Genomic DNA, 24,168 nt, shown 5'->3' with positions numbered 1-24,168 from the left:
GCGGCGGCGTTGGCGTGGACCTGTTGGGGCCGGAGGTAGCCGGTGATCGCGGAGTCCCGTTGCTGACCGGCAGGCCGCCCAGCGGCCGCGGCGGCGCCGGCGGTCAGCGTTACGGACGAGCGAAATCTCCCTTCCGTCCGGAATGGAGGCCGTCGGACGCGCTTTCGCACGGAGGCCCTGGGAACGGGGCGGACCTGTACTCCTGGGCCACGCGCAGCAAGAACGCGGTCTCGTCCGCCAAGCCGCCGTCGTGGAGCCCCACGGGAACCGCCGGGACACTTCGCGTCGGGAGCCCGGAAAGCTTGGCCCATCGGGCGCTGCGCAGCACGTACGCCAGCACGACGGCGTCGGTGTCCGCCTGCGGGACCCCGGCCCGCACCACGGCACAGCGGATCCGCTCCGGCACGTCCAGCCCGACGTACTGGTGCAGTACGAGGATGGCGTCCCGCATCTCGATCGTCTTGCGGTAGGTGACCAGGTTCCAGGGGGCCCGGGGAAGGAGGAACTCCATTACGCGGGGACGGGGCCCGGTCAGCACGACGTGGGGAACCGCCTCCGTCAGATCCCGCCACATGGGCCACAGCCTCCAGGTCGTAGCGATGTGGCCCGCAGCCTCACGGGCTGCGCAAACCGTGGGGATGAGGAAGGCCGCCGCCCTCAGCAGCGCGTGCAGGGACATGATGAAGGGCAGGAGGGGCATCAGCGCGTCCGCAAGGACGAAGAGATGGACCAGGTGGACGGCCCAGAACAGCCCGGCAAGCGCCGTCCCCCAGCCGAACAGCCACAGGCTCACGCGCAACGAGCGGCAGCGAGTTCGGCGTCCGTACCGCCAGCACAGCCATACACAGGCGGCGTTCCCCACCAGGTGCGTGCCGGTGACGATCAGCCAGTAGACTCTCTCGTCAACGGAGCCGCCGGGCCCGGATCCCCCGGATGGATAGTGCGCCTGAGTCGTCACCGCGAGCATCACCAGGGCCGTCGTCACCGTGCCGACCCCCGCGAGCAGCACACCCCTCAGCCGCCGCCTGCCGATGATCGACGCCACGAAGTGCAGGATGGCGCCGGCCGAGCAGACGCCGATGAGGTTCCGTACCAGAGTGACCAGATGGGGCGGGCCATCGGCGCGCATCACGGCCTCGGTCAGGGACGGAAGGCTCAGCGTCATGGCCGCCGCGGCGGTGGTGCCCGCCAGCCACAGCCCGCGCTGTTCGATGGAGTGGACCGCGGAACGGGAACGCAACAGGACGGCGGCCCACAGGGCGCAGGCGCCGACCGTCAGGGAGAGGTTGCCAAGGTCCCTCGGCTCAGTGTCCATGTGCGGCGCTCACCCCCCGGCCACCGCGGGGACGCCCCGCGGGCCACGAGGAGGCCGTGCACCGCAGCCCTCGCGGGAACGCGGCCCGACGGTGAGCACATCGCCTCCTGTCCCTGGTGCACGCCGAATCGCCCCACACGAAAAAGCACGCCGGAGCGTGCAGTTCCAAATCGTCCTCTCCATGCAATCAGCAGAAGGCAGGGACGTGGAAGCGGCAGCAAGCGGATTTGGCCGATTCACTGCTACAAACATGCCTGAATTAATGAAGCGCTTCCCGTTCCGCGCGCCGCACCACTGACGCGGACGCGCGTCGTGTGCCGCCCGCGGGGCACAGCCCGGTGCCGCGCCCGGCACGGACCCCCGACGCACTCCCGGCGGGCCGGGCATTTCACTGGTCCCCGCCCGCGGGGTCGTACGCCGACCCGTCACGACCTCGACCGAACCCATGTTGCCCAGCGGAAACGGGGCGCCGCACACCCGTCCGTCGGCGGCATCCAGCCCTCGACTGCGGCGCGGTACTGCCTCCTACCGAAGGGGCGGTCCTGGTCGCACTTCAGGACCGTTACCCTTCGCCTCGCGGTTCACGCATTTCCCCCTCCGGACCCAGAGGATGAGGGCACTAAAGGATAATTGTCCGCCACACCGGCACCTGAGATAATTTCCTCCTCGACGCTTCGGCGGATTCACTCGGAGGTACCTTTCAGTGCGACGCGTGGGTTTCACCGCAGGGCGACGGGTTCCGGAAGACCGGACCAATCCGCACGATGAAAACGCGACCGCCACGCCTTACCCGGACAGCGTCTGCGTCCATGAATTGTTCGCGGCGCGGGCGAGGGAACGCCCCGAAGCGCGGGCACTGGCGTGGGGCGACGCGACCATGACGTACGACGTGCTCGACGCCCGGGCTAACCGACTGGCCCACCACCTGCGGCACCAGGGTGTGCGGCGCGGTTCCCTGGTGGGCGTGTGCGTCGAACGCGGACCCGACTTCGTCGTGGCGTTGCTGGGCGTGCTCAAGGCCGGCGGCGGCTACGTTCCCCTGGACCCGTCGCACCCGGCCGAGCGGATCGCCTCCCTCGTCCGCGACGCCGACCCGGTCCGCGTCATCAGCCGGACGGCCACTGCCCGCCGCCTCTCCCTGGATGCGGACCGCACGGTGCTCGTCGACGAGGAGCGGCCGCTGATCGACCGGCTGCCGGCGAGTGCCCCCGCAGTGGCCGTCGCCCCGGACGACGTCGCCTGCGTCATGTTCACCTCCGGGTCGACCGGTGGGCCCAAGGGGGTCGTGTCGACGCACCGGGCGATCCTGCGGACGTTCTTCGGGCAGGACTACATCGATTTCGGCCCCGACCAGGTGTCCCTGCAGTGTTCTCCGGTTTCCTGGGACGTACTGGCACTGGAGCTGTGGTCGGTGCTGCTGCACGGCGGGCTGTGCGTGCTCGCCCCGGGCCAGAGCCCCGACCCGGCGACGCTCGCCACTCTGGTGGCCGAACACGGGGTCACCACCCTCTGGCTGTCGGCCGGGCTGTTCGCCGTGGTCGCCGATGAGCACCCACAGGTCTTCGCCCGGCTCCGGCAGGTCATGACCGGCGGGGAGACGCCCTCGGTCTCCCACGTGCGGCGGATCCGCCGCCGCTTTCCCCGCCTGCGGATGGTGCACGGCTACGGGCCGGTGGAGAGCATGGTCTTCGCCACTTGTCACCACATCACCGAGGACGACGGTGCGGACGGCGAACCGATTCCCCTCGGGTCGCCGATCGCCAACACCCGGGTCTACCTCCTGGACTCCGCCCTGGATCCCGTCCCCCTCGGCGTACCCGGCGAGATCCACATCGCGGGTGACGGACTCGCCCGCGGCTACCTTAAACAACCCCGCCACACCGCCGACCACTTCGTCCCCGACCCCTACGGCCCTCCCGGCACCCGCCTCTACCGCACCGGCGACCTCGCCCGCCGCCATCCCGACGGCCACCTCGAATTCCTCGGCCGCACCGACCAACAACTCAAAATCCGCGGCTTCCGCATCGAACCCACCGAAATCGAAACCACCCTCACCCAACACCCCCACGTCCACACCGCACTCGTCACCGCACACAGGGCCGGGGGCGTCGGGAGCCCGCGCCTGGTGGCCTACCTCGTCGGTGCGGCGGACCAAGCGTCCGCGCAAACGGTCACGGAGCACACGGACGAGTGGCGGCACGTCTTCGACCGGTCGCAGGGTCCCGGCCGACCGGACAACCCCTACTTCGACCTGGCGGGCTGGACGTCCAGTTACACCGGGGAGCCGATCCCCGAGGACGAGATGCGCACCTGGGTGGAATCGACGGTGTCCCGCATCCGCGGCACCGGTGCCCGCCGCGTTCTGGAGATCGGCTGTGGTACCGGACTGCTGCTGTGGCGGCTCGCCCCGCACACGGAACAGTACGTGGGGACCGACTTCTCCGCCTCGACCCTCGACTCCTTGGGACAGGCCCTGCGGACCGGGGGGCTCGACCACCGGGTCAGGCTCACGCACCGCGAGGCGGACGACTTCACGGGCTTCACGCCAGGCGAGTTCGACACGGTGGTGGTCAATTCGGTGGTCCAGTACTTCCCGGACAAGGCGTACCTCGATCGCGTCCTGCGTGGCGCCGCTCGCCTTCTGGCGCCCGGCGGCACTCTGTTCGTCGGTGACGTACGGAACCTGGCCTTGCTGACCGCGCACCACTGTTCCGTGGAGTGGTCCAGGGGAGCGCGAGGCGCACGGCTGGCGCGGCAGGTGGCCCGGCAGACCGCTCGGGAGAGGGAGCTCCTGGTCAGTCCGCGCCACTTCACCTCTTTCTGCGGTCCGGACAGGGAGTTCACGAGCCTGGAGGTGCTGCCCAAGCGGGGCCGGGCGCACAACGAGCTGACGAAGTTCCGCTACGACGTGCTGCTCCGGAAGGCCGGACGGCCCCGGGAGGGCACTCCGGCCGACGCGCCCGCGATGCTGGGGATGTGGTACTCCTGGGACGCCGACGGGATCACTCCCGGGTGGTTGCGCGAACGGCTGGCCGAGGGCGGGTCCTTCGGCGTCCTCGGGGTGCCCAACGCACGGGTCCGCACCGACGTAGCCCTGGCCATCGGCCAGGGCGCGCGGACGGTTCCCGACAGCGACGCGATCGACCCGGAGGACCTGTGGGAGTGGGGGGAGGAGCACGGTTACCACGTGGCCGTCAGCTGGGCGGCCGGACGGACGGACGGTTCTGTCGACGTGGCCTTCGTACCCGCCGGCGCGATCACGGAGCCCCTTTGGGCCGTGTTCCCCGACACCGGTGGGCGGTCGGGCGACACGACCAACGATCCACTGCGCGCCCACTTCCTGGGGGAGGCCCGGCGCGACCTCGTCCCGGCCGTACTCGCCTTCCTGGCCGGCAAACTGCCCAGCCACATGATCCCGTCGGCGTTCGTCTTGCTCGACCGCTTGCCGCTGACGGAAAACGGCAAGGTGGACCGCCGGGCGCTGCCCGAACCCGACGGCGACCGGCCGGACTGGCTGGGTGAGTCCACCGCACCGCGCGACGCCTGGGAAGAGATTCTCGCTGGACTGTTCGCTCATGTCCTCGGGGTGGAGGACGTGGGCGTCCACGACGACTTCTTCGAGTTGGGTGGACATTCGCTGTCCGCGACCCGTCTTGTTTCCCGTGTCCGGAGCCGGCTGGGAGTGGAGCTGCCCCTGGGGGAAGTGTTCACGTGCCGGACGGTCGCCCGGCTGACGGCACGGGTGGCCGGGGAGCGTCGCCGTACCGTTGGCGAGCTGCCGGGGCGAGTGCCGGTGGCGCGCGCGGAAGGGGCCCTGCCGCTGTCCTTCGCGCAGCGACGGCTCTGGTTCCTAGAACAGCTGGATCCCGGGACTGCTCGCTACCACGTGCCGTGCGCCGTACGACTGCGCGGCCCCCTGGACGTGGAGGCGCTGCGGCACGCCCTGGCCGGGGTGGTCCGGCGGCACGAGACGCTGCGCACCACCTTCTCGCAGGAGGGCGGGGTGCCCCGGCAGACGGTCCACGAGCCCGGACCTGTGCCCCTGCGTGTCGAGGACGTCTCCACGGCGGCCGATCCGCAGACTCAGGCCCGTGACCGGGTGGCCGACGAGCTGTCCCGGCCGTTCGACCTGATCGACGCGGCCTCGCCATGGCGGATCCTGCTGGTACGGACGGGGGTCGACGACCACGTGCTGTGCGTGGTATTGCACCACCTCATCTCCGATGGGTGGTCCCTCAGTGTCCTCCTGCGTGAACTGAGCGTGCTCTATCGGGCGTTCGACGAGGGCGTGCCCTCACCGCTTCCGGACCTGCCCGTGCAGTACAGGGACTTCGCCGTCTGGCAGCAGGAGTGGCTGACCGAGGACTTCCTCCGGCCCCAGTCGGAGTACTGGCAGGACCGGCTGGCCGGGGCGCCGGCGGCGCTGGAACTCCCCACCGACCGCCCCCGCCCGGCCGTGCCCACCGGCCGCGGCGCAACGGTGGACGTCGAGATCCCGCCCGACGTCGCCGAGCGGCTGCGCACGCTGAGCCGCGACCAGGGCGTGACGCTGTACATGACGCTGCTCGGTGCGTTTCAGGTCCTGTTGTCCCGCTGGACGGGCATCACCGATGTGGCGGTGGCCTCTCCGGCCGCCGGACGGCGGCATCCGGACGTGGAAGGACTCATCGGGTTCTTCGTAAACACGCTGATCATGCGGACCGACTGCTCGGGGAACCCCTCCTTCACCGACATCCTGCACCGGGTGAGGGAGACGGCCCTGGGCGCCTATGCCCACCAGGACCTGCCGTTCGAGCAGGTGGTGGAGCAACTCGCGCCCGTCCGCGAACGGGGGCGTACGCCGCTCGCGCAGGCCGTCTTCCATCTGCTCAACGTCCCCCGCTCCACCCTGGAGCTCACCGGGGTGCGCGGCGAACCCTTCGACACACCGGACACCACGATACGTACGGATCTTGAGTGCCACCTCACCGAGGAGGACGGGCAGCTGTCCGGGCGCATCGTCTACAGCACGGACCTGTTCGACCGCGAGACCGTCGAGCGGTTCGCCGGCCACTTCCAGCGCCTGCTGGCCGGTGTGGCGGACGACCCCGAACGGCCCGTCGGGCGGATCGGCATTCTCACCGACAAAGAGCGCGAGTCGGTCCTGCACACCTGGAACGTCCCTGCGACCCGTCTGTCGGACGGCCGGTGCTTCCACGAGCTGTTCGAAGCACAGGTACGCCGTACGCCGCACGCCACGGCCGTGCTGTGCGATCGTCGGCGCGTGTCCTACGCGGAGCTGAACGCGCGGGCCAACCAGTTGGCGCGGCTGCTGGCCGCTCACGGGGTCGGTCCCGAGACGCCGGTGGCGGTGATGCTACCCCGGTCGGTGACAGCGGTGGTGGCGCAGCTGGCGGTCGTCAAGGCCGGCGGGGCGCATCTGCCATTGGATCCGCAGCTTCCCGCCCAACGGATCTCGCTCGTGCTGGAAGACGCGCGGCCCGTCTGTCTGCTGACCGACTCCGGCACTGCCGCGGCGGTGCCCGGAACCACGGGGTGCGTCCGGCTCGTACTGGATGACCCCCGCACCGGCGCGCGGATCGGCCACTGCCCCGACGGCGACCTGACTGATGCCGAGCGCGGGGCACCGCTGTCCGTGGACTCGCCCGCGTACGTGATCTACACCTCGGGGTCGACGGGCGCGCCGAAGGGGGTGGTCGTCACCCACCGCGGCCTGGAGCCGCTGCGCGTCTCGCTGGCTCGGCGGCTGGGGGTGACCGGGGACAGCCGGGTGCTGCGATTCGCCTCGCCGGGTTTCGACGCCGCCTGGGGAGAGATATGCCTGGCGCTGCTCAGCGGGGCGACGCTGGTGGTCGCCGACACCGCGCAGCTGCTCCCCGGGCCCGCGCTATGCGCCCTGGTGGCGGAGACGGGAGTAACCGTGCTCTCCCTGCCCCCCAGCGCGCTGGGGATGCTGGATGAGAAGACCTTCCCCGAAGGAGTCACGGTGGTGGTGGCGGGCGAGGCGTGCCCTCCCGGACTGGTCGACCGGTGGGCCCCGGGCCACCAGATGGTCAACGCATACGGACCGACGGAGACCACCGTGTGCTCGACGACGAGCGGTCCGCTGCGGGCTGGGCAACGCCCTTCGCTCGGGTCGCCGATCGCCAACACCCGGGTCTACCTCCTGGACTCCGCCCTGGATCCCGTCCCCCTCGGCGTACCCGGCGAGATCCACATCGCGGGTGACGGACTCGCCCGCGGCTACCTTAAACAACCCCGCCACACCGCCGACCACTTCGTCCCCGACCCCTACGGCCCTCCCGGCACCCGCCTCTACCGCACCGGCGACCTCGCCCGCCGCCACCCCGACGGCCACCTCGAATTCCTCGGCCGCACCGACCAACAACTCAAAATCCGCGGCTTCCGCATCGAACCCACCGAAATCGAAACCACCCTCACCCAACACCCCCACGTCCACACCGCACTCGTCACCGCACACAGGGCCGCGGACGGTCCCGCTGTCCTCGTCGCCTACTGGACTTTGGAGCCCACGGCTGCTCCGGGAGCGGACCCGTCCCCGGCGGAGCTGCGCCGCCATGTGTCCGATCGGCTGCCGAGGCACATGGTGCCGTCCGCCTTCGTCCGCCTAGGCAGCCTGCCGCTGACGCCCAGCGGCAAGGTGGACCGGGCGGCGCTGCCCGCCCCGGTGTTCTCCGCCTCCGAGTTGTGGCAAGCCCCTCGCACGCCCACCGAGGAGGCCGTGGCCGAGGTCTGGGGGCGGGTCCTCGGTGTGGAGCAAGTGGGCGTGGAGGACAACTTCTTCGAGCTCGGCGGTCACTCCTTGCTGATTCCGCAGGTAATCGCCCGCGTCCACGAGCGGCTGTCGGTGAAGTTGCCCGTGGAGACGGTGTTCTCGTGTGAGACGGTGGCCACACTGGCCGCCGCCGTCGACCGGGCGAAGCGGCCGGAGGCACGCCCGGTACGCCGGGTGGACCTCGTGGCGGAAGCGGTGCTCGACCCGGAGATCACCGCGGTCCCGCACGGACGGACGCCAGCCGGTGCCGCGCCCTCGGCGGCCGCACGGCTCCTGCTGACCGGTGCCACCGGCTTCCTGGGAGCCTTCCTGCTCCGCGAACTGCTCGACAGCACCGACGCCGAGGTGTGGTGCTTGGTACGCGCCCCGGGAGGGCAGGAGGCACACGAGCGGATCCGCCGCAACCTGGAGGGGTACGGCCTCTGGGACGGGGTCAGGCACCAGCGCATCGTCGCGGTTCCCGGGGACCTGGAGCTGCCGTTGCTGGGGCTGGGTGCCGAGCGCTTTGCCTTACTGGCCGACGCCGTTGACGTGATCCACCACAACGGCGCCGCCGTCAACGGCGCCGCCCCTTATCACCGGTTGAAGGCGGCCAACGTCCTCGGGACACAGGAGATCCTCCGGCTGGCCACCCGCTCCCGGATCAAACCGGTGCACTACGTGTCGACCTCCGCCGTCGCCCTCGGCACCGGCACGCCCCCTTCCCGTCCCCTGCCGGAGCGCCGCGCCGACCCGGCCCTGCTTCCGCCGGGCGGTTACATCGCGAGCAAATGGGTCGCAGAAGAGCTGGTGCGCACCGCCGGGGCCCGCGGCGTACCCACCGCCATCCACCGTCCCGGACGGGTCAGCGGCGACTCCCGGACCGGCGTGTGCGGGAGGGACGACGCGTTCTGGAACCTAGTACGGGCCATGGTGGCGCTCGGCGCCGTCCCCGAACTGCCCGGAGCCCACGGGTTCACGGGTTCGGGGGCGGACGTAGGTCTCGTTCCCGTCGACTACGTGGCCAGGGCGATCGTGCACCTGTCCACCAGCCGGTCCGCGCACGGTGAGACGTACCACCTCACGGGTGACCGGCCGGTCGCCTTCGGCACCGTGGTACGACGTCTCGTCCGCAGCGGCTACCGGCTCGACAGGGTGCCCTACGCGCAGTGGTGCGCGCTGCTCGACGACGGCCCGGCCGAGCTGGCTCCTGCCCGGCTGCTGGCCGGAACGCTCCAGGATTTTCCCCGAACAGGTGCTTTCCGCTTCGATCGCCGCAACGTCCTCGCCGGGCTCGCCGGATCACCGGTGTGCTGCCCGGGCGTCGACGCGAGCCTGCTGGACACCTACATCGGCTACTTCGTGGCCTCCGGTTTCCTTCCCGCTCCGCCGCCGCCCTCCGGGCGTCGGTGAACGGGCCCCATTCGTCGTCTGGTTCAGGAGGCGCCCCCGTGGACAGCACCACGAAGCACCGCAGCCCCGCCCTCGCACAGCAGTCGTACGCGGATTTCCTCACCGACCGGATGGCACGTGCGTGCGACGCGCTCGGCATCGTGCAGGGACTGTCCCGACCGGTCCTGCGGGAGGTCCGCTCGTTGCTCGACCCCTGGGGGCGGCAGCCGATCGGCGCTCGCAGCCGCTACCCGTCCGCCGTATCCCACGACGGCTTTCCCGCCGAGCTGTCCGTCAACTGGAGCAGTGGACCGCCGCAGGTGCGCATCCTATTCGAATCGCTGGGCGACCCCATGACACCGCTGTCCTGTCGGCGGGCCGGAGTCGCGCTAACCGGCAGGCTCGCCGCACGACCGGGTGTGTCCCTGGACCGGTACCTGAAGATCGAGGACCTGGTCCTCCCCTCACCGCCGGAGCCCGAGCCCGGACTGATATGGCACTCGCTGGCCTGGACCCCGGGCCGCTCCCCCCGGTACAAGGTCTACTTCAGCGCACAGGCCCGAGGACGTGCGCATAGCCACCACCTGGTGGCAGAGGCGATGGGGAGGCTGGGACTGAGCACCGCGTGGAGCCAAGTCCGGGGCCTTCTCGGGCCGTCCGAGGACCAGGAGCACGAGCTGGAGTTCCTGGCGCTCGACCTCAGTGACACCCCGCGCTCCCGGGTCAAGGTCTACTATCGGCACCACGCCCCGACGGCGGCGGTGCTCAACCGGGTTGCGGGCCTGTCCGGTCACCACAACGCCGAGCGCGCGACGGCGGCATACCGCCGGATACTGGGCGAGGCCATGGTGCGGCAGTCCCTGCCCATCCCTAACGAACCCCTGACGTGCCTGGCCTTCCTCCAGGACCACGATATCCCGGTTGAGGCCACGACCTATCTCCGCCTCCCCGGCCTGGTCGGTTCCGACGAGGAGGCGCGCGGCCGGGTCAGCAGTCTGATGGAGGCCGAGGGGATCGACCCCGCTCCGTACCGCTCGATGATCGAGTCCCTGGCGCCCGGACCGCTGTCGCGGACCACCGGGCTGCAGGAGCTGGTCAGTGTCAGGTGCGGCCGCCGGACCCCCGACGTCACGCTGTACCTTCGTTTCGCTGCCTACCCATCGGACTGACGGGGCAGCGGCCGACCCAGGTGTCAGGGGTCGAGGCCCATGGCTGCCTGGAGTCTGTCCAGCACGCTGGCCGACTCGCTGCGCCTGCCCACCCGCCCGTGCCCCGTCCGCACGAGGTCGGCGAACGTCTCAGCCTGCAGTTCCTCACGAGTGGTGTAGCGGGAGCGACCGAGGAGCCGACGGATCAGGTCGGGATGGAGGTCGGGCAGGAGCCCGCCGATGAGCAGCCGACCGGTGTCATCGTCGAGCAACACGTGGTGGTCGAACAGCAGGTGCCCGATCTCGTGGAGCACGATGTGCTCCTGGTGCGGAAGCACGGTGTACCGCTCGAAGAAGATGTGGTCGTCGGTGTCGGTGGCCAGTAACAGGCCGCACATGCCGGAGACGGCGGCCTGCGGCGGCAGGGGGTGGAGGTGGAGCGGACGCTGCCGCTGCTCGGCCAGCCGCTCGCAGAACGCCTCGATCGAGAAAGGGTTCGGTACCGTGATCCGGCGCAGGATCGCTTCGCACTCTCGACGTATGTCGGCATGCCGGTAATCCGTACGCACGTCCTCTGAACCCTTCCTCGCGCAGTGGTTGTCAGGAGAAGGACGGGCATTCCCGGGGATGTCCTCCACGCGTCGGCGGCCGGTCAGGAGCCGGACTCCGGGGATTCTTTCGGTGATGCGCCGTCGTTTCCGTCCGTACTGGGAAGGTTCTGCGCTCTGCGGGCCTCGTTGACTATGGCGAGCAGAACGTCCAGGCTCGCCGGGGAGAGCCCCTCGGCTCGCAACGCCAGATTGCGGACCTTGGTGTCCCGCAACGCCGTGGCGAGTGCCAACTGCGTACTCACTCGTTCCGACACCTCGTCGTTGAAGAAGAACTCGGGTGGAACGCCGAAGAACTCGGCGAGAACGTCGAGCTGCTCAAGGGTCACGTTGGACTTCTTGCCCGTCGCCAGTTCCCACAGATAGGTGCCGGAGATCGTACCGCCGGTCGTCTCGCTGATCTCCTTGGCGAGTTTGGCGTATCCCGGGCGCCTGCGCTCGTCCGGATAGACGGTCTCAATGAGTTCGTTGAGCCGCTGGGCGAGCTTGCGGGGCAGTGGCCGCTCGGCTCCCCGAGGTGATGACCTGTCGCTGCCCATGTGCCACCTTCACGTGAAGAGGGGGAGCCCAACGCTTCCGGCCTGTCCGCTGGGGCGAACAGACTACCTCCTCAAACCAATACAGCCGTCCGGCAGGGTACACAAGACGCCCGGCGGGGGCTCGATGACGCAGGTCGACGACATGGGCGACCTACCGACCGACGTGGACGCCGTCTACACCTCGCGGTGGCGGACGACCGGCAGCAGCAAGCCCGATGTTCACTGGCGGGACGTCTTCCGTCCCTTCCACGTGGACACGGCCCTGATGAACCGCTGGCCCGGAGCGGTGTTCCTGCACGGCCTGCCCGCCCACCGCGGCGAAGAGGTCCGGTGAGGTCCTGGAGGCAAGGCCCTCGCTGGGTGCACGGCCCGACGGTCCAGAAGAAGGAGAAGTGATGAGCGAGGGCACGCAGGACCGCGACGACCTCACCTACCAGATCGTGGTGAACCACGAGGAGCAGTACTCGGTCCGGCCCACCGACAGGGACGTTCCCGACGGGTGGCGGGGCGAGGGCACCACCGGTACCCGTGAGGAGTTCCTGGACCACATCGAACGCGTCTGGGTCGACATGCGCCCCCTGAGCGTACGACGCTGCGGGGAGACCGGGGCCGACGTGCCAGCCGTGTCCTGAACGGTCCGGCACAAAAGGGACCGCCCGGTGAGACAGCCGGTGAGCGGCCGGCGGTTCAGCGGTAGCCGAGGAGGCCGTCGTCGAGTTCCGCCTGGTCCCCGTCCCGGAGTGCGAAAAGCGCCTGCTGGAGCGCGAAGGTCCCACGAACGACCGGGACGCGTTCGGCCTCCTGCCGGAGCGAACCCGCCTCGTGCTCCACGATCTTTCGTACCAGCTCCTCGCCGTAGCTGGCCTGGATCGCGGCCAGGTCCACCGCCTGGTCACCCATGGCCACCTCGTCCCAGTCCACCACGCCGCTGAGTCGAGGCAGTCCGTCCACGGTCTCCCACAGCACGTTCTCGCCGCCGAGATCACCGTGGACGACGGCGCTGGTGAGGTGCGGGAGGGAATCCAGGGCGTCCAGTTCCCGGACGGCGCGTTCCCGGCCTGCGTCGGACATCAGCGGAAACAGCTCTTCCCGGACGTTGGCGGCGAACTCCTGCCACCGGTTCCGCGCGGTGTGCGGGAGCGTCCTTCCCGCGGTGCCGCTCGACCCGGCACGCGCCAGTCCGCGCAAGAGCCCGGCGAACTGGGCTGCGGACGCCTGCAGGACACGCGGGTCGGCCAGCTCCGCGGCGTCCAGCGGGGATCCGGGTACACGGCTCAGGACGAGGTACGGCTTCGGCTCCTTGCCCTCATCCAGGGGAACCGGTGTATGGAAACCCAGGTCGAGCTCGGCGAGAGAGCGGAGCACGGCCGCCCGCTCCGGTAGTCGTGCTCCCGCCGCGTCCGTCCTGGCGAAGCAGACCACGCGTTCCGCACCGACCACGACGTCGTGGAACTGTCCCCGGTGAGCCAGGAGTCCGTCCCTGCCCTCGTCCGGCATGAGCCGCTTCACCGTTTCGAGGTGCTCGTCGATGATGTCCATCGGTCTCCATTCCCTTGCTCACAGGTTGTCTTCCGGTGCGTCGAAGGCAAGGCCGAGCTGCCAGATGAACAGTGCGGCGTGGATCCGGTCCCGAAGGTGGAGCTTGGACAGGATGCGCGAGACGTGGCTCTTCACCGTCGCTTCGCTGAGATTGAGCCCGCATCCGATCTCGCGGTTGTTGCTGCCCTTCGCGATGAGGCGAAGGACTTCACGCTCTCGTGCGCTCAGCAAGCGCAGTTCCGTCGGGACGTCCCGGGCCCTGGGGACCAGCCGGAAACCGCCGAAGAGGCGGCGAGTGACGCCCGCCGGCAGGAACGCCCCTCCCCCCGCCACCGCGCGGATGGCCGCCACGAAATCGCTCTGCGGGGAGCTCACCGGGAGGTACGCCTTGACGCCCGCCTCCAACGCCTTGTGCAGCAAGGTGTCGGTGTCGTCCTCAGCAACCATCACGGCCCCCAGAGAGGGCTCGCCGGAAAGCAGATGGAGGAGCTCGAACCCCTTGGGTGCCAACAGGGACGAGCCGATGATCATCACTTGTGGTCCGGCCTTCTCGGCAACCGTGAAGAGTTCGTCACGGTCACGAGCCGGAATGACGTCCACCTCGGGAGTGCGCTCCAGAAGCGCCATTATCCCGCTTCGGTACACATCCTTTTCCTCCGCGAGTACGACGCGCAGAACGTCCTCACCGCCCGTTGTTACGAGTCCCGCACTGGCGTACCGCCCGGTCGACATCAGCGCCATCACCCCCTCCCGCACAGGTGGATGAGGCGGGGTAATCGTGGACTCAGACCCGCGCATGCCAGGCAGATCGGGTCACGGACCGGAAAATGCATCATGCCGAGCCTCCAGGTTGGAAGCGCACGCCAACCGCAAAAAGCCACACCCTCGTCGCGAAGGGCACGTTGGGCTCTTGTGCGCAGGGTGCCGGGCAGTCGGCCAACCGCCTGCCCTCCACAGGGAAGTGATCAACCGCATTGTAGGCAGGCCCCAGAAGTCATTGTCAACTATAGCGGACGGATCTCATCGTTGGTCAGGGCCGACCCGTCGAACAAGCCTCCCCACCGGCACAAACGAGCGGCAATGCCCCGCCGCACGGGACGATGAGCGTGAGCGCGGCTTGCTCCGGCACACCTGGTTTCCCCCTGGCTCGCCTCCACGACTCAGGAACGGTGTCACACGAGCGGCCATATGCTCTGTAAAACACTTGTGGTGTACCGCGACGGCGGGAGTGTCACCGTCGCACAGGGACATTGCCCGCACCGGAGATGCCTTCGGGCCGCTTCTGCCGAGTAGCAGCGGCTCCAGGCCGAGGCGATCCAGCATGAAGGCGTCCATCAGCTCTTCGAATGTGGCGGAGTTGTCGAGAGGAGAAAAGCGCCGCCCCGGTGTCCTTCGACACCACGGTCCCCGACGGCTTGCTACGGCGGCCGGAGCCGGGGCCGGGTCGGGCAGGGCCGCAGTCGGCGTGGCGCGGCATCCGCTGCGCGAACGACTGCGCATGGCCCATATGCGCACCACCGGAGGAAACAGCCGCACCGGACAGCCGGAGAACATGCCTCCCCCCCCAGTGCGAAGGCGTCGAACTGCCTACCGGCCGGCGATGACGGTACCGGCTGAGGCCAGAGTGGAACTCGGGGTGGCCGGTAACGCCGAGCTTCCCCTGTCGGGCTCCGGGATGCACACGGCAGGCGCGGATGCGCCTCGCTGACGGCGGGGGAACTCAACACATTCATAGCGTGACAGCTGGTCAGCTGGGGCATTGCCAGCCAGATGACCGAGCAGCACGGTTCAGTGCGCAAGGTGAGTCGACTGCGCGGATCGGGCCCCGCTCTGATCCTGGTGCGTCGTACGGTCGTTTCACGGATGGCGACCGGGAAGCGACGCTGGGTCAGGGATGGGGAGGGCTTCGAGGATGGTCAATGCCCGTACGTACCCGCTGTGGCCGAACAGGGTTCCTGTTCGGGTGGTCTCTCGGTGGTCGGGGCATAGCGGCAGGGCCTCTTGGTAGCTCGGGGTCGCGATCCCAACCGAGCAGTACCAGGAGGCCCTGTTGCCGCAGTCTGTCGCGTTCGCTTCCGTGGAGTCCAACGCGCCGTCTCCTGCGTGTGACTGTCTCGCGCACAGGTTCGGCAACGCGGCGGACGGACCGGACCGCGTGCGGTGTTACGGCTCCGACCTGACGGAGGCGGAGTGGCAGGTCGTCCGGCCACTGCTGCCGATCCCCGCGTGGCTTCAGGGACGAGGCGGGCGGCCGGAGGGCTATTGCCACCGCGTGATGCTGGACGCGGTCCGCTATGTCGTCGACAACGGCGTCAAGTGGGTCAACCTGCCCTGTGACTTCCCGCCGTACCGGTGGGTGCACGCGTTCGCCTGCCGCTGGCAGGTGACAGGCTTGCTCGCCGAGTTCCACGACCGGCTGCGCGACAAAGTGCGCCAGAAGGAGGGTCGTGAGGTGGACCCGACGGCCGCCATCGTGGACTCGCAGTCACTGCGGGCAGCGGCGAACATCCCGCGCTCCACGACCGGCTGGGACGGCGGCAAAAGGGCGGGCGGGCGCAAGCGGCATCTGGTGGTGGACTGCCTCGGCCTGGTCCTTGCCGTCGCGGTGACCGCAGCGAACGTGCAGGACCGGGACGCCGCAGTGCCTCTGCTGGAACGGCTGCGCAGGCTGTACTTCTCCGTCCGGCTTGTCTGGGCGAACGGCGGCTATGCGGGGCGGCTGGTCGACTGGGCGGCCGAGAAGCTCGACCTCACGCTCGAGATCGTCAAACGCTGCGACGACACCACGGGGTTCGTGGTGCTGCCGCGCAGGTGGGTGGTGGAAAGAACGCTGAGCTGGCTCACCGAGTGCGGCCTGCACCCGCTCGGCCTCCTCCCGCAACCGCGCGACCTCTTCCCGGGCCTTCTTCTCCCGAGCCTCCAGCAGACCGAGCACCGACGGCACCAGCCACCTCCACAAGCGAGACGAACGGAACAACCACGCCCATCTCTCCCGCCGCCAGGAGGAGTTCATGCCCACCCAGCCCCAACCAAACGATCACGTTCGGAAAGCGGATGGCGTCTCAGACCGGCCAGGTCGGCGCGGGCGGTCTTCAGCAGGGCGAGGGCCGTAGCTACACGTTCTCGGCACGGTCGTCCAGTTCCTCGTCCAAGCCAGTCGCGGTCCTTAAGTAGTCGGCGGCCTGATCGGCGCACTTCGAGGTGTCCGTGTGACGTAGTGACTAAAGCCTATGAAATTCTCTTTCAGATGCTTAGTGGAGTGACGCGATCGGGGGAATCCACGGTGGAGGCTGAGCCTGAATCTGAAGGTGAGCGCGTCTCTGCGTTACCCGACGGGGAGACTCCTGCCCCCGGGGCCGTAACACCACGCGCCAGGAACGATGCACTCACCACGGCTCATTTGCTCCCCTTTCACCTGCGCGAGTACGACGCCGTACGTCGGTCTGCTCGAGGCAATCGGAAGGACTACGCCCTCGATCGACTGCCGATAGGGGAAGGTGGTCAGGCGCGAGTCTTCATCGCCACTCATAAGCCCTCCGGCTGCCGCGTCGCGGTCAAGAAGCGGAGCTCGATGGGCGATAGAGGGCGGCGCCGAACGCGGCGTGAGATTGAAGCAGCACAGGCACTTGAGGCTAACCCTCACATTATGCCTGTCCTCGACTTCTGTCCCGCCTATGAGTGGTTCGTCATGCCGCGTGCCGAAGCCACCGCCGAAGAACGCCGGGCCGAACTACAGGGACCGGATGCGCTGCACACACTGGTCAATTCCATAGCCTCCGCGCTGGCGGATGCTCACGCGGCCGACTGGCTTCACCGTGACGTCAAGCCCTCCAATATCCTTCTCCTCGACGGCCGGTGGACACTGGCCGACTGGGGCATCGTGCGTCGTCCACGCGGCCAGACGACCGGACTGCTCACGAGGGACGGTATCGGCACTGAGCAGTTCGCCGCGCCGGAACTGTCCGTCAATCCGCACGAAGCGACTCACGCCAGTGACATCTACAGCCTCGGCCAGGTAATCGGCTGGATAGTCACCGGTCGCAGCCCGCAGGCGAACGTGCCGCTTCTTCCCGATCCGGGCCATCGTTGGTACGGAGTGGTCCGCCGCGCCACGCAATTGGACCCGTTGCAGCGGCCGCAGGACATAGACGCTTTCCTCGCCCTGGTAGACCGCGAGACCACCTCTGCCTCCGGTCCCCCTCAGGTCCGTGCACAAGCATTGCTGTCCCGGTACACCGGTGGGGACGAGAGTGCTGTCTACGATCTTGTAGCCATGGCAGCCGATCGCCCAGACGACTACAAGTTGTACTTGGAAGGGCTGGCACAGGTCGCCGTTGATGCCGCTGGTCCGGTGTTGGCCCGCGACGTCTCCCAGGCCGGCGCAGTTATGCGCGCTATGGCTGGACATGTGATGGGGGACGGCCAGAGGCGAGCCGAACCACAGGAGGCCGATCGCGTCCTCAGCTGGCTGTCTTCTGTAGCCGCCTACGCAGTACAGGAAGGGCAGTACCAGCTCCTCGATCAAGCGACACGGGCCATGTGCGTTTGGGATGGCGCTTTCAGCTACGGGCGACCCCAACCTGGCATCAGAGCCTGGCTGCGCACATTGTCCGGCCAGGCGGCCGCCGTCATTGCCGCCGTACTCCGGGATCATCCTGACAGCGCACGCCACTTCAGCTTCCTGGCCCAGGACCAGGGCGTTCATATCGACATCCGAAACGCTGTGCACATACCGGAGCGCGGCGCTGGCCGGCTCCCGCTCGTCCCGGCCCAGACTGTGGACCGTCAGCCGCGCAGATCGACCACCCTCCCTGATGTCCTTCGAGGCCAGATACTGTCCCGCCTGTACGATCAAGCCGACAGGCTGGACTGGACCCGCATGAGCGATGCCGCGAGGACAGAGCTGTACACCCAATGGGTGCGGGGACCCCTCTATTGGTGGGGTGCTCCTCCCGTACCTTGGCTCGAAACAACGTGTCCGCGCGTGGTTCAAAGACATGGCGATGAGAGAGTTTCCGCGTGCTCAAGAGGGCAGAGGCCCCATGGCCGTATACGCACCCAGGGTCTTCCGTGGAGTCGAAGAGATCGTCGCAGCAGTCTGTGGGTCGGATGGAGAAATCGTTCCAGGGTCCGTGGCTGCCAAACCCAATCGTTTCATCGCGACCAACGGTGAGAGCAGATACTTCGTCGTTTGGGGCAGTCCGAGCGGATTCCGCCACATGATCTGGGCAATCATGAAGATGGCCGCTGACTCGAAGGAGGAACCCGTTATCGTCCTGACCACCCGTCTTGGCGACCCCGCCGACCCTGCGGCCCGAGCGGAGCAAGAGGCTATCGCGCGCCGCAGTGGTGTGCGTCTCGTGTACCTGAGCCGAGACCTACACCCGCACTCTGATCCTGCACGGTGACGCAGCCCTGGACGACCTCCCCTCTCGCACCTACTACGCCAAATGCCGGGCCCGGGGCAAGACACACGCCACCAAGCCGGAACTGGCGCGCACGACGGTCCTCGCTCGGCTCCGCGTTGCCCATCGCTTGGGTCACCGCCGATGCCGCCTACGGGCCGTCGTGACCGGCGCCCCGGACGACGCCTGGGAGCGGATCTCCTGCAGAGACGGCGCGAAGGGCCCGCGGAACTACGACTGGGCGGCAGCGGCTGGGTACCTGAGGTGTGGCAGGCGATGAAGGCTGGGCCCCCGCTGCCCGGGGCGGCTCCACAGGGCGGCAAGGGACGGCCCGCCGGGAAACCCACCACAGCACGGCCCCAGGCCGCCACCGGAATACGTACCAATATCGTGCACCAGCTGAAGGGCGACCAGGCCGACAGCGTGCTGCTGTTGCTGCCCGAGGCAGGCAGTGTGCACCGCTGGGCCACGCAGGACCCGTCCGCCGACGAGGTGCTCCGCGTCTGGTATGCCGCCATCACCCGCGACTGCCGCCTCGCCGCTCTCGCACTGCCCGAAGAAGAAAACAACGCACTTGCCCAGTTGCTGACCGGCCGCCAGGTACCGATGCGCGTCGCCGGACCTGTGCGCGGAGGGCCTTCACCCTGTGGTCTTCCACGAGGGCGGTACGGGCTTGCTGCATCGCGGCCAGCCAGCGTTGACGGGTCTCCTCCTCTTTGCGCTGTTGGGCCAGCCGTCGTTCGTTCTCAGTGCGTGCGCGGTGGGCGATTTCTCGGAGGAGAGCAGGGAGTTTGTCTTCCAGACGCCAGCGTTGCCGGTCTCCCCAGCGGTAGCGGCGACCCGGATGGGCGTAGGAGTGCTCGATGCCGAGCTCGAGCTGGTGAGATGGGCGCGTGGTCTGCGACGTCACGCGCTGCCAGGTGTATTTCACGCCGCTGGGATCGGGAATCACGTCGGAGCCTTCGCTGAAGAAGAGCGGGAAGGAGCTGTCGGCGGCGGTGATCACCAGGCTGCCCGCAGAACCGGTCGCCGGGGCGCTGACGGTGTAGTTCTTGTCTTCCACGGCGCTGCAGAGGGCGTGGAGGATGCGGCGGGCACGGGGCTGGCAGCTGAGGCAGACCGGGATGTGCGCTTGTGCAGCGGCAGGGTGGAGGCGGTCTGGGGGCAGGTCGTCGGGAACGGGGACAGCTTCGTCTGCGGGTGTGGAGCCGGGGGGTGGGGGATCCGGGGCGCGGGGTGATGAACAGGTCGCCTTTGTCGCGTCCGGTGTGCTGCAGGTGGTGGCCGTCGGGGACCAGGTGGTCTACTCGTGCGGCATAGAGGGTTCGGCGCCAGCAGGCGCGTTCGTCCGGGGTGGGGTCGGTGATGTGCAGGGTGCCGCCCGTTTGCAGGAGTCTGGTGATCAGCTCGACTGCCTCGGTTGCTGCTGGGGTGGAGGCAGACGGGCGTGGGGCGAGCATGGGGTCGGTCTGGGCCAGGTGCTGGCGGCCGGCCTCGGTGGGCGCGGCGCTCCAAGAACCATTAGCCCGTGTCAGGGTGACCAGGCCCCGGTCGCGCAGGGCGTAGACCGTCACGGCGAGGCCGCGGTCATCGGAGGTGACCGGGGCATCGCCGTGGCAGATGCGGCGCAGCACGTCGAGTTGGCGCTTGTTCAGCTTGGTGCGGGCCACGGTTCTGTTCCTGTCGTCGGTGCCAGGATGGTCGAGGTGGTGTCAGTTGTCGCGCTCGGCCTGGCGCAGTGTTTCGAGGGGGATTCCGAGTTCCCGCTCGAGGCGGTCGGCGGCTTTCGTCTGTCCGGCGTGGCGGAGGCAGCCGATGGCCTGTTCCATGAGCTGGCCGATGCGGAGCACTTCCTCACGCAGGGCCTTGAGCTCTTCGATGCTCTCGACAGCTTCTGCTCCGCACCATTCGCGCAGCAGGTCGCGGGCTGGTTTGAAGTGGCGGTCGGTCTCCGCGCAGATCTCGGGGCTGATGTAGGTGCCGGAGTTTTTGCCGCGCCCGCGGTAGTAATGGCAGTAGATGGCTGCATTCTGCGCCTTGCGGTCCTGCTCGTCCAGCAGTGCTGCCAGGTGATCGGCTTGGGTGCGGACCAGCCGGCGAGCGACTTCCAAGGTCGTCGGCCAAGGAGCGATGACGATACCGTCGGAGTCGGTGAAGGTGCGTGGATCGGTGTGGAAGAGGCTTTCGGGGACGTCCAGGAGAGCCTTCAGCGCGGCCACGTCTTCGATGTACAGCACTCCTCGGTCGCGGAGGTTGAGGCCGAAGGACACCAGCCCGTCCCACAGATGTTCGTCATGCAGCGTGGTGATGGCGTGGAAGGCGGTGTCCTCCGCGTCCGGGCCGTCCTGCGTCAGTTCGTTCCACCGCTTGTCGCGCGCCAGCCATGCATCCTTGTCCTGCCAGCGGATACGCAGCCGGGCGGACGGCACCCATTCCTCCCGGCCTTCGGCTTCCTCGGAGACGAAGCGCACCTTGATGCGCAGTGGGCGCTGCGAGCCGATCTTGAGGACCTCGACCTCCTCGACCGGGCCGTGATGCGGTGCTACTCGGTAGGCCCACCGCTCCCCCACCTCCATACGACGCTCCTCCCATCCCTCGAAGCCGTGCATCCACCATCTTGCTCCTGCCGTCGCCGCCCCAGCCTTGTCCGCGAGCTGCCGCCGAATCCACCAGCCGGACGTGTCGGGCACAGAGGCCGGTCCCGCCGTTGCTGATGACGTCCGGGGTCATTGCAAGAGACCTGGTAGGGCTCACGCAAACCTTGCCCACCTCGGCCGGGCAGCAAAGTCTCCGGGACGCGATGCCGGTAGCGGTTTGTATCTTGAGGGCGGTGCGGTCGTGCTCTTCCTATCGGCACAACCGGATGCGGTGGCTTCACGACACGGATGGGGGCGCCGGTGGTGTGAAGGCGTGGATGTGCGAGCTTGGCCTCGGTGCCGCCAACTGGCGCGCTCGCTGAGACGTGGCTTGCGACCATTGACATGCGATGGTGGAGGCGGCTGGCTGACCTCAGGCGGCCAGGGCGGTGTCCTTCCCGAAGACTTCTTCGAAGGGATGGGCCCGGTGTGTGGCGACCAAGGTCCAGGCTCCGCTGGGGTGGTGGCGGGTATGCATGCTGGAGTGACGGACCTCGGAGGGGGTCAGTACTTTCAGGTCGCCGAAGACGTAGTAGAGCGGCGTTGGGGCGTGGGTGGCGGTGAAGAGTAAGCCGGCGTTCAGCCGCCTTCGATGGTCTTAGCGTTGGCCTGCAGACTGAAACCTTCCTCCCGCAGCAGGCCGGCGACCGTGTCGGCGGAGACCCGGTGGCCCTGCCGGGTCAGCTCCGCTGCCAGCTTCCGGGTCGACTTCGTCGTCCACCGCAGCGGCGACATCGGATCGCCCCGCTCGTCGGGCTCGACCAATGCCAGCAGCGCGGGCAGCAGCCCCGGGTCCAGCTCACTGGCCTTCTTCCGGCCTCCGCCAGGACGACGGACCCGCCGCAACGGCGCCTGCCCAGACTCCAGTTCAGCCACCCCGCGTGAGACCGTGCCCTCCCGGGCCCCGGCCGCAGCGGCGACGAGCCTGATCCCACCATGCCCCAACGACCTCGCTTCCGCCCCTATGGCAAGCCGGCGCTGTCGCTCGTCCAGGTGCGGCAACAATGCTTGGAACTTCGCGGCCAGGACGGCCTCGATCCCCTCCGGTCTCCCCATACCAGAACAACGATCCCCGCAGCTGGAAGCCACGACTTGATTCCCTGCAAGCCCTTAGAACTCATAACAGAATGCGTCGTCTGTAGCATGGCTGGTTCCTTGGCGGCCTGATACCGAGGTGTCCTAGAGTCGCCGCATGCGGCGAAGGACGGGACTAGCGATAGCTGGGGTTGCAGCCCTGGCCTGGGGCGAGTGGCTGAACTGGCGTTGGTCTCGAGCTCTCGTGGGGAATAGCGGGGGCGCCTCCACGGCCGTGGTGGTGTGCGGGTACCGGAATCCCCAAGCGACGGCGAACTTGATCAACCGATGGCGAGTCCGTGCTGGAATCCGCTCCATCGCCGCTGACGGTGCGAATGGGACCTGCGTGATCTTCAGCGGCGGTGCGGCTGGCGGCGGTGTTGCGGAAGCCCAGCTGATGGCTGACTACGCGAAGTCGGTGCTTGAGTTCGATGGCACGGTGCTCCTCGAAGACCAAAGCGCGACGACGTGGGAGAACATCACGAACGTGATCCCACTGCTTGAAGACGTGGATCGCATCAAGATCGCCTCCCAGCCGGCTCATGCGCTCAAGGCCCGTGCGTACTTGCGGCGGCAGCGCCCCGATCTTGCAGAGAGGCTGGTGCGCGCGGATGACTACCGCCCTGGCGAGTGGATGGTCGTCAAACCGCTGTTGGCTCTGTACGGACTTTGGACACTCCGCGGCCTCAAAGCCGAGGAGCGGAAGGTCTCGCTGTAGACAGCCGCTGTCGCTTGGCCTCACAGGTGATGGTTCTTGAGCCGACGCCAGCAGATGATGCTGCATCCCAGAGTGAGGAGGGCTTCGTGGATGTCATCGCGGATCTCCCAGCGGATCCGCAGGCGGCGGAACGAGTACAGATGGGCGAATCCGCGCTCCACGACCCAGCGTTGGATACCCAGACCGGAGCCCTGCTCGGTGCCGCGGCGGGCAATCAACGGTTTCACGCCGAGATCCCAGACGAGACGGCGGTACTTGTCGTGATCATAGCCCCGGCCGCCCAGCAGCACATCCCGGCGGCGTCGGGGCCGGCCACGCTTGCCTCGCACCGGCGGCACAGCTTGCAGAAACCGGATGAGTTGAGTGACCTCGTTGCGGTTGCCACCGGTCAGGGTGACGGCAAGTGGGATTCCAGTGGCGTCGGTGATCAGGTGGTGTTTGCTGCCCGTCCTGCCCCGGTCGACGCGGCTTCGTCCGGTCTTGGAGCCCCCTTTAACGCTCGGATATGACAGCCGTCGACCGCCGCCCGGGAGAAGTCCAGGGCGTTCACGCTGCGGAGCTTGGCCAAGAGCACCACGTGCAGTCGGCGCCATAGCCCGGCCTCAGTCCACTCGGCCAGACAGCGCCAGCAGGTCATACCCGAACCGAAGCCGAGTTCCTGCGGCAGATATTCCCAGGCGATCCCCGTGTGCAGCACGAACAGGATGCCCTGGAACACCAGCCGGTCCGGATGACGCTTGCGCCCGGGATACCGGGCCCGACGCTCCACCTTCGGCAACAGCGGCTCGATCACCGCCCACAGCTCGTCGTCGACTTCCACGGCTTCGGCCGCGCCACCCCGCACCCCCAGAACACCAGCTCCGGAGTGATCCAACCACCTCAGAGATCATTGCGTTAGGAGTTCTCATAGGACTCCGTCAGGTCTGTCTTGATCTAGGTGTTGTGGTCCTGGTGGGGAGGGGCTGGTGGGGAGGGGCTGGAGGCAAGTGGTGCAGGTGCCGGTCCAGCACCTCAGGATG

Annotated in this window: 14 protein-coding genes and 1 pseudogene; 6 read left to right on the top strand and 9 right to left on the bottom strand. The window is 68.4% G+C overall.

Translation table 11 applies throughout. The features are described 5' to 3' along the window. Positions 1-109 precede the first annotated feature (109 nt). Positions 110-1,315 carry an MAB_1171c family putative transporter gene (locus tag ACZ6TD_RS47280; protein ID WP_471348351.1) on the bottom strand — a complete coding sequence of 402 codons (1,206 nt, stop codon included), beginning with the start codon at positions 1,313-1,315 and terminating at the stop codon, positions 110-112. 877 nt (positions 1,316-2,192) lie between these two features. On the opposite strand from ACZ6TD_RS47280, the gene ACZ6TD_RS47275 reads away from it, so the two are divergent. Both ACZ6TD_RS47275 and ACZ6TD_RS47270 read left to right on the top strand, forming a co-directional pair. Next, positions 2,193-9,503 carry an amino acid adenylation domain-containing protein gene (locus tag ACZ6TD_RS47275; protein WP_471348350.1) on the top strand — a complete coding sequence of 2,437 codons (7,311 nt, stop codon included), beginning with the start codon at positions 2,193-2,195 and terminating at the stop codon, positions 9,501-9,503. Between the two features lie 38 nt (positions 9,504-9,541). After that, a complete protein-coding gene (locus ACZ6TD_RS47270) occupies positions 9,542-10,651 on the top strand; it encodes a tryptophan dimethylallyltransferase family protein (protein WP_471348348.1) in 1,110 nt (369 codons plus the stop codon). 23 nt (positions 10,652-10,674) lie between these two features. On the opposite strand, the gene ACZ6TD_RS47265 is transcribed toward ACZ6TD_RS47270, so the two are convergent. Beyond that, positions 10,675-11,199, bottom strand: a complete 525-nt coding sequence (locus tag ACZ6TD_RS47265) for a hypothetical protein (RefSeq protein WP_471348346.1) — start codon at positions 11,197-11,199, stop codon at positions 10,675-10,677. An 83-nt stretch (positions 11,200-11,282) separates the two neighbouring features. Continuing rightward, positions 11,283-11,777: a hypothetical protein gene (locus ACZ6TD_RS47260; RefSeq protein WP_471348344.1), complete on the bottom strand. Its 495-nt coding sequence runs from the start codon at positions 11,775-11,777 to the stop codon at positions 11,283-11,285. Positions 11,778-11,901: 124 nt separating this feature from the next. Between ACZ6TD_RS47260 and ACZ6TD_RS47255 the strand changes: the two genes are divergently transcribed. Both ACZ6TD_RS47255 and ACZ6TD_RS47250 read left to right on the top strand, forming a co-directional pair. Then, positions 11,902-12,111 carry a hypothetical protein gene (locus ACZ6TD_RS47255; RefSeq protein ID WP_471348343.1) on the top strand — a complete coding sequence of 70 codons (210 nt, stop codon included), beginning with the start codon at positions 11,902-11,904 and terminating at the stop codon, positions 12,109-12,111. A 61-nt stretch (positions 12,112-12,172) separates the two neighbouring features. Continuing rightward, the gene (locus ACZ6TD_RS47250) at positions 12,173-12,409 is read left to right on the top strand and encodes an MbtH family protein (RefSeq protein ID WP_471348341.1); all 237 of its coding nucleotides are present in this window, start codon (positions 12,173-12,175) and stop codon (positions 12,407-12,409) included. Between the two features lie 55 nt (positions 12,410-12,464). On the opposite strand, the gene ACZ6TD_RS47245 is transcribed toward ACZ6TD_RS47250, so the two are convergent. Both ACZ6TD_RS47245 and ACZ6TD_RS47240 read right to left on the bottom strand, forming a co-directional pair. Continuing rightward, positions 12,465-13,316, bottom strand: a complete 852-nt coding sequence (locus ACZ6TD_RS47245; RefSeq protein ID WP_471348339.1) for an aminoglycoside phosphotransferase family protein — start codon at positions 13,314-13,316, stop codon at positions 12,465-12,467. Positions 13,317-13,334: 18 nt separating this feature from the next. Continuing rightward, on the bottom strand, positions 13,335-14,057 hold the full coding sequence (locus ACZ6TD_RS47240; protein WP_471348337.1) for a response regulator transcription factor: 723 nt from the start codon (positions 14,055-14,057) through the stop codon (positions 13,335-13,337). Positions 14,058-15,393: 1,336 nt separating this feature from the next. Here ACZ6TD_RS47240 and ACZ6TD_RS47235 point away from each other — a divergent pair. Further along, positions 15,394-18,489, top strand: coding sequence for an IS5 family transposase (locus tag ACZ6TD_RS47235; RefSeq protein ID WP_471358680.1), 3,096 nt, complete (start codon positions 15,394-15,396; stop codon positions 18,487-18,489). A 749-nt stretch (positions 18,490-19,238) separates the two neighbouring features. Here ACZ6TD_RS47235 and ACZ6TD_RS47230 read toward each other — a convergent pair. The 3 genes and pseudogenes from ACZ6TD_RS47230 to ACZ6TD_RS47220 form a co-directional block, all read right to left on the bottom strand. Continuing rightward, entirely contained in the window at positions 19,239-19,784 is a 546-nt protein-coding gene (locus ACZ6TD_RS47230; RefSeq protein WP_471348335.1) for a hypothetical protein, read from the bottom strand. 649 nt (positions 19,785-20,433) lie between these two features. After that, a complete protein-coding gene (locus tag ACZ6TD_RS47225) occupies positions 20,434-21,330 on the bottom strand; it encodes a hypothetical protein (protein ID WP_471348333.1) in 897 nt (298 codons plus the stop codon). Positions 21,331-21,942: 612 nt separating this feature from the next. Next, positions 21,943-22,413, bottom strand: a pseudogene (locus tag ACZ6TD_RS47220) (ISAzo13-like element transposase-related protein); the annotation flags it as partial. A 136-nt stretch (positions 22,414-22,549) separates the two neighbouring features. Here ACZ6TD_RS47220 and ACZ6TD_RS47215 point away from each other — a divergent pair. After that, positions 22,550-23,149, top strand: a complete 600-nt coding sequence (locus ACZ6TD_RS47215) for a YdcF family protein (RefSeq protein ID WP_413105569.1) — start codon at positions 22,550-22,552, stop codon at positions 23,147-23,149. A 20-nt stretch (positions 23,150-23,169) separates the two neighbouring features. Here ACZ6TD_RS47215 and ACZ6TD_RS47210 read toward each other — a convergent pair. Next, positions 23,170-23,993 (bottom strand): IS5 family transposase gene (locus ACZ6TD_RS47210; protein WP_471358677.1). Its coding sequence is split into 2 segments (ribosomal slippage): positions 23,170-23,639 and positions 23,639-23,993, totalling 825 coding nucleotides; the frame shifts between segments, so codons are not numbered across the junction. Positions 23,994-24,168: the final 175 nt, after the last annotated feature.

Source organism: Streptomyces yongxingensis, assembly GCF_055597465.1.
Note: the sequence above shows the minus strand (reverse complement) of the source record. Positions and strands in the feature narration are given on the sequence as shown.

What these genes read in the sequence shown, in the direction of transcription:
- ACZ6TD_RS47280 (WP_471348351.1), bottom strand. Translation starts at nt 1,315, where the DNA reads ATGGACACTGAGCCGAGGGACCTTGGCAACCTCTCCCTGACGGTCGGC.
- ACZ6TD_RS47275 (WP_471348350.1), top strand. Translation starts at nt 2,193, where the DNA reads ATGACGTACGACGTGCTCGACGCCCGGGCTAACCGACTGGCCCACCAC.
- ACZ6TD_RS47260 (WP_471348344.1), bottom strand. Translation starts at nt 11,777, where the DNA reads ATGGGCAGCGACAGGTCATCACCTCGGGGAGCCGAGCGGCCACTGCCC.
- ACZ6TD_RS47255 (WP_471348343.1), top strand. Translation starts at nt 11,902, where the DNA reads ATGACGCAGGTCGACGACATGGGCGACCTACCGACCGACGTGGACGCC.
- ACZ6TD_RS47250 (WP_471348341.1), top strand. Translation starts at nt 12,173, where the DNA reads ATGAGCGAGGGCACGCAGGACCGCGACGACCTCACCTACCAGATCGTG.
- ACZ6TD_RS47245 (WP_471348339.1), bottom strand. Translation starts at nt 13,316, where the DNA reads ATGGACATCATCGACGAGCACCTCGAAACGGTGAAGCGGCTCATGCCG.
- ACZ6TD_RS47240 (WP_471348337.1), bottom strand. Translation starts at nt 14,057, where the DNA reads ATGGCGCTGATGTCGACCGGGCGGTACGCCAGTGCGGGACTCGTAACA.
- ACZ6TD_RS47225 (WP_471348333.1), bottom strand. Translation starts at nt 21,330, where the DNA reads ATGCACGGCTTCGAGGGATGGGAGGAGCGTCGTATGGAGGTGGGGGAG.
- ACZ6TD_RS47215 (WP_413105569.1), top strand. Translation starts at nt 22,550, where the DNA reads ATGCGGCGAAGGACGGGACTAGCGATAGCTGGGGTTGCAGCCCTGGCC.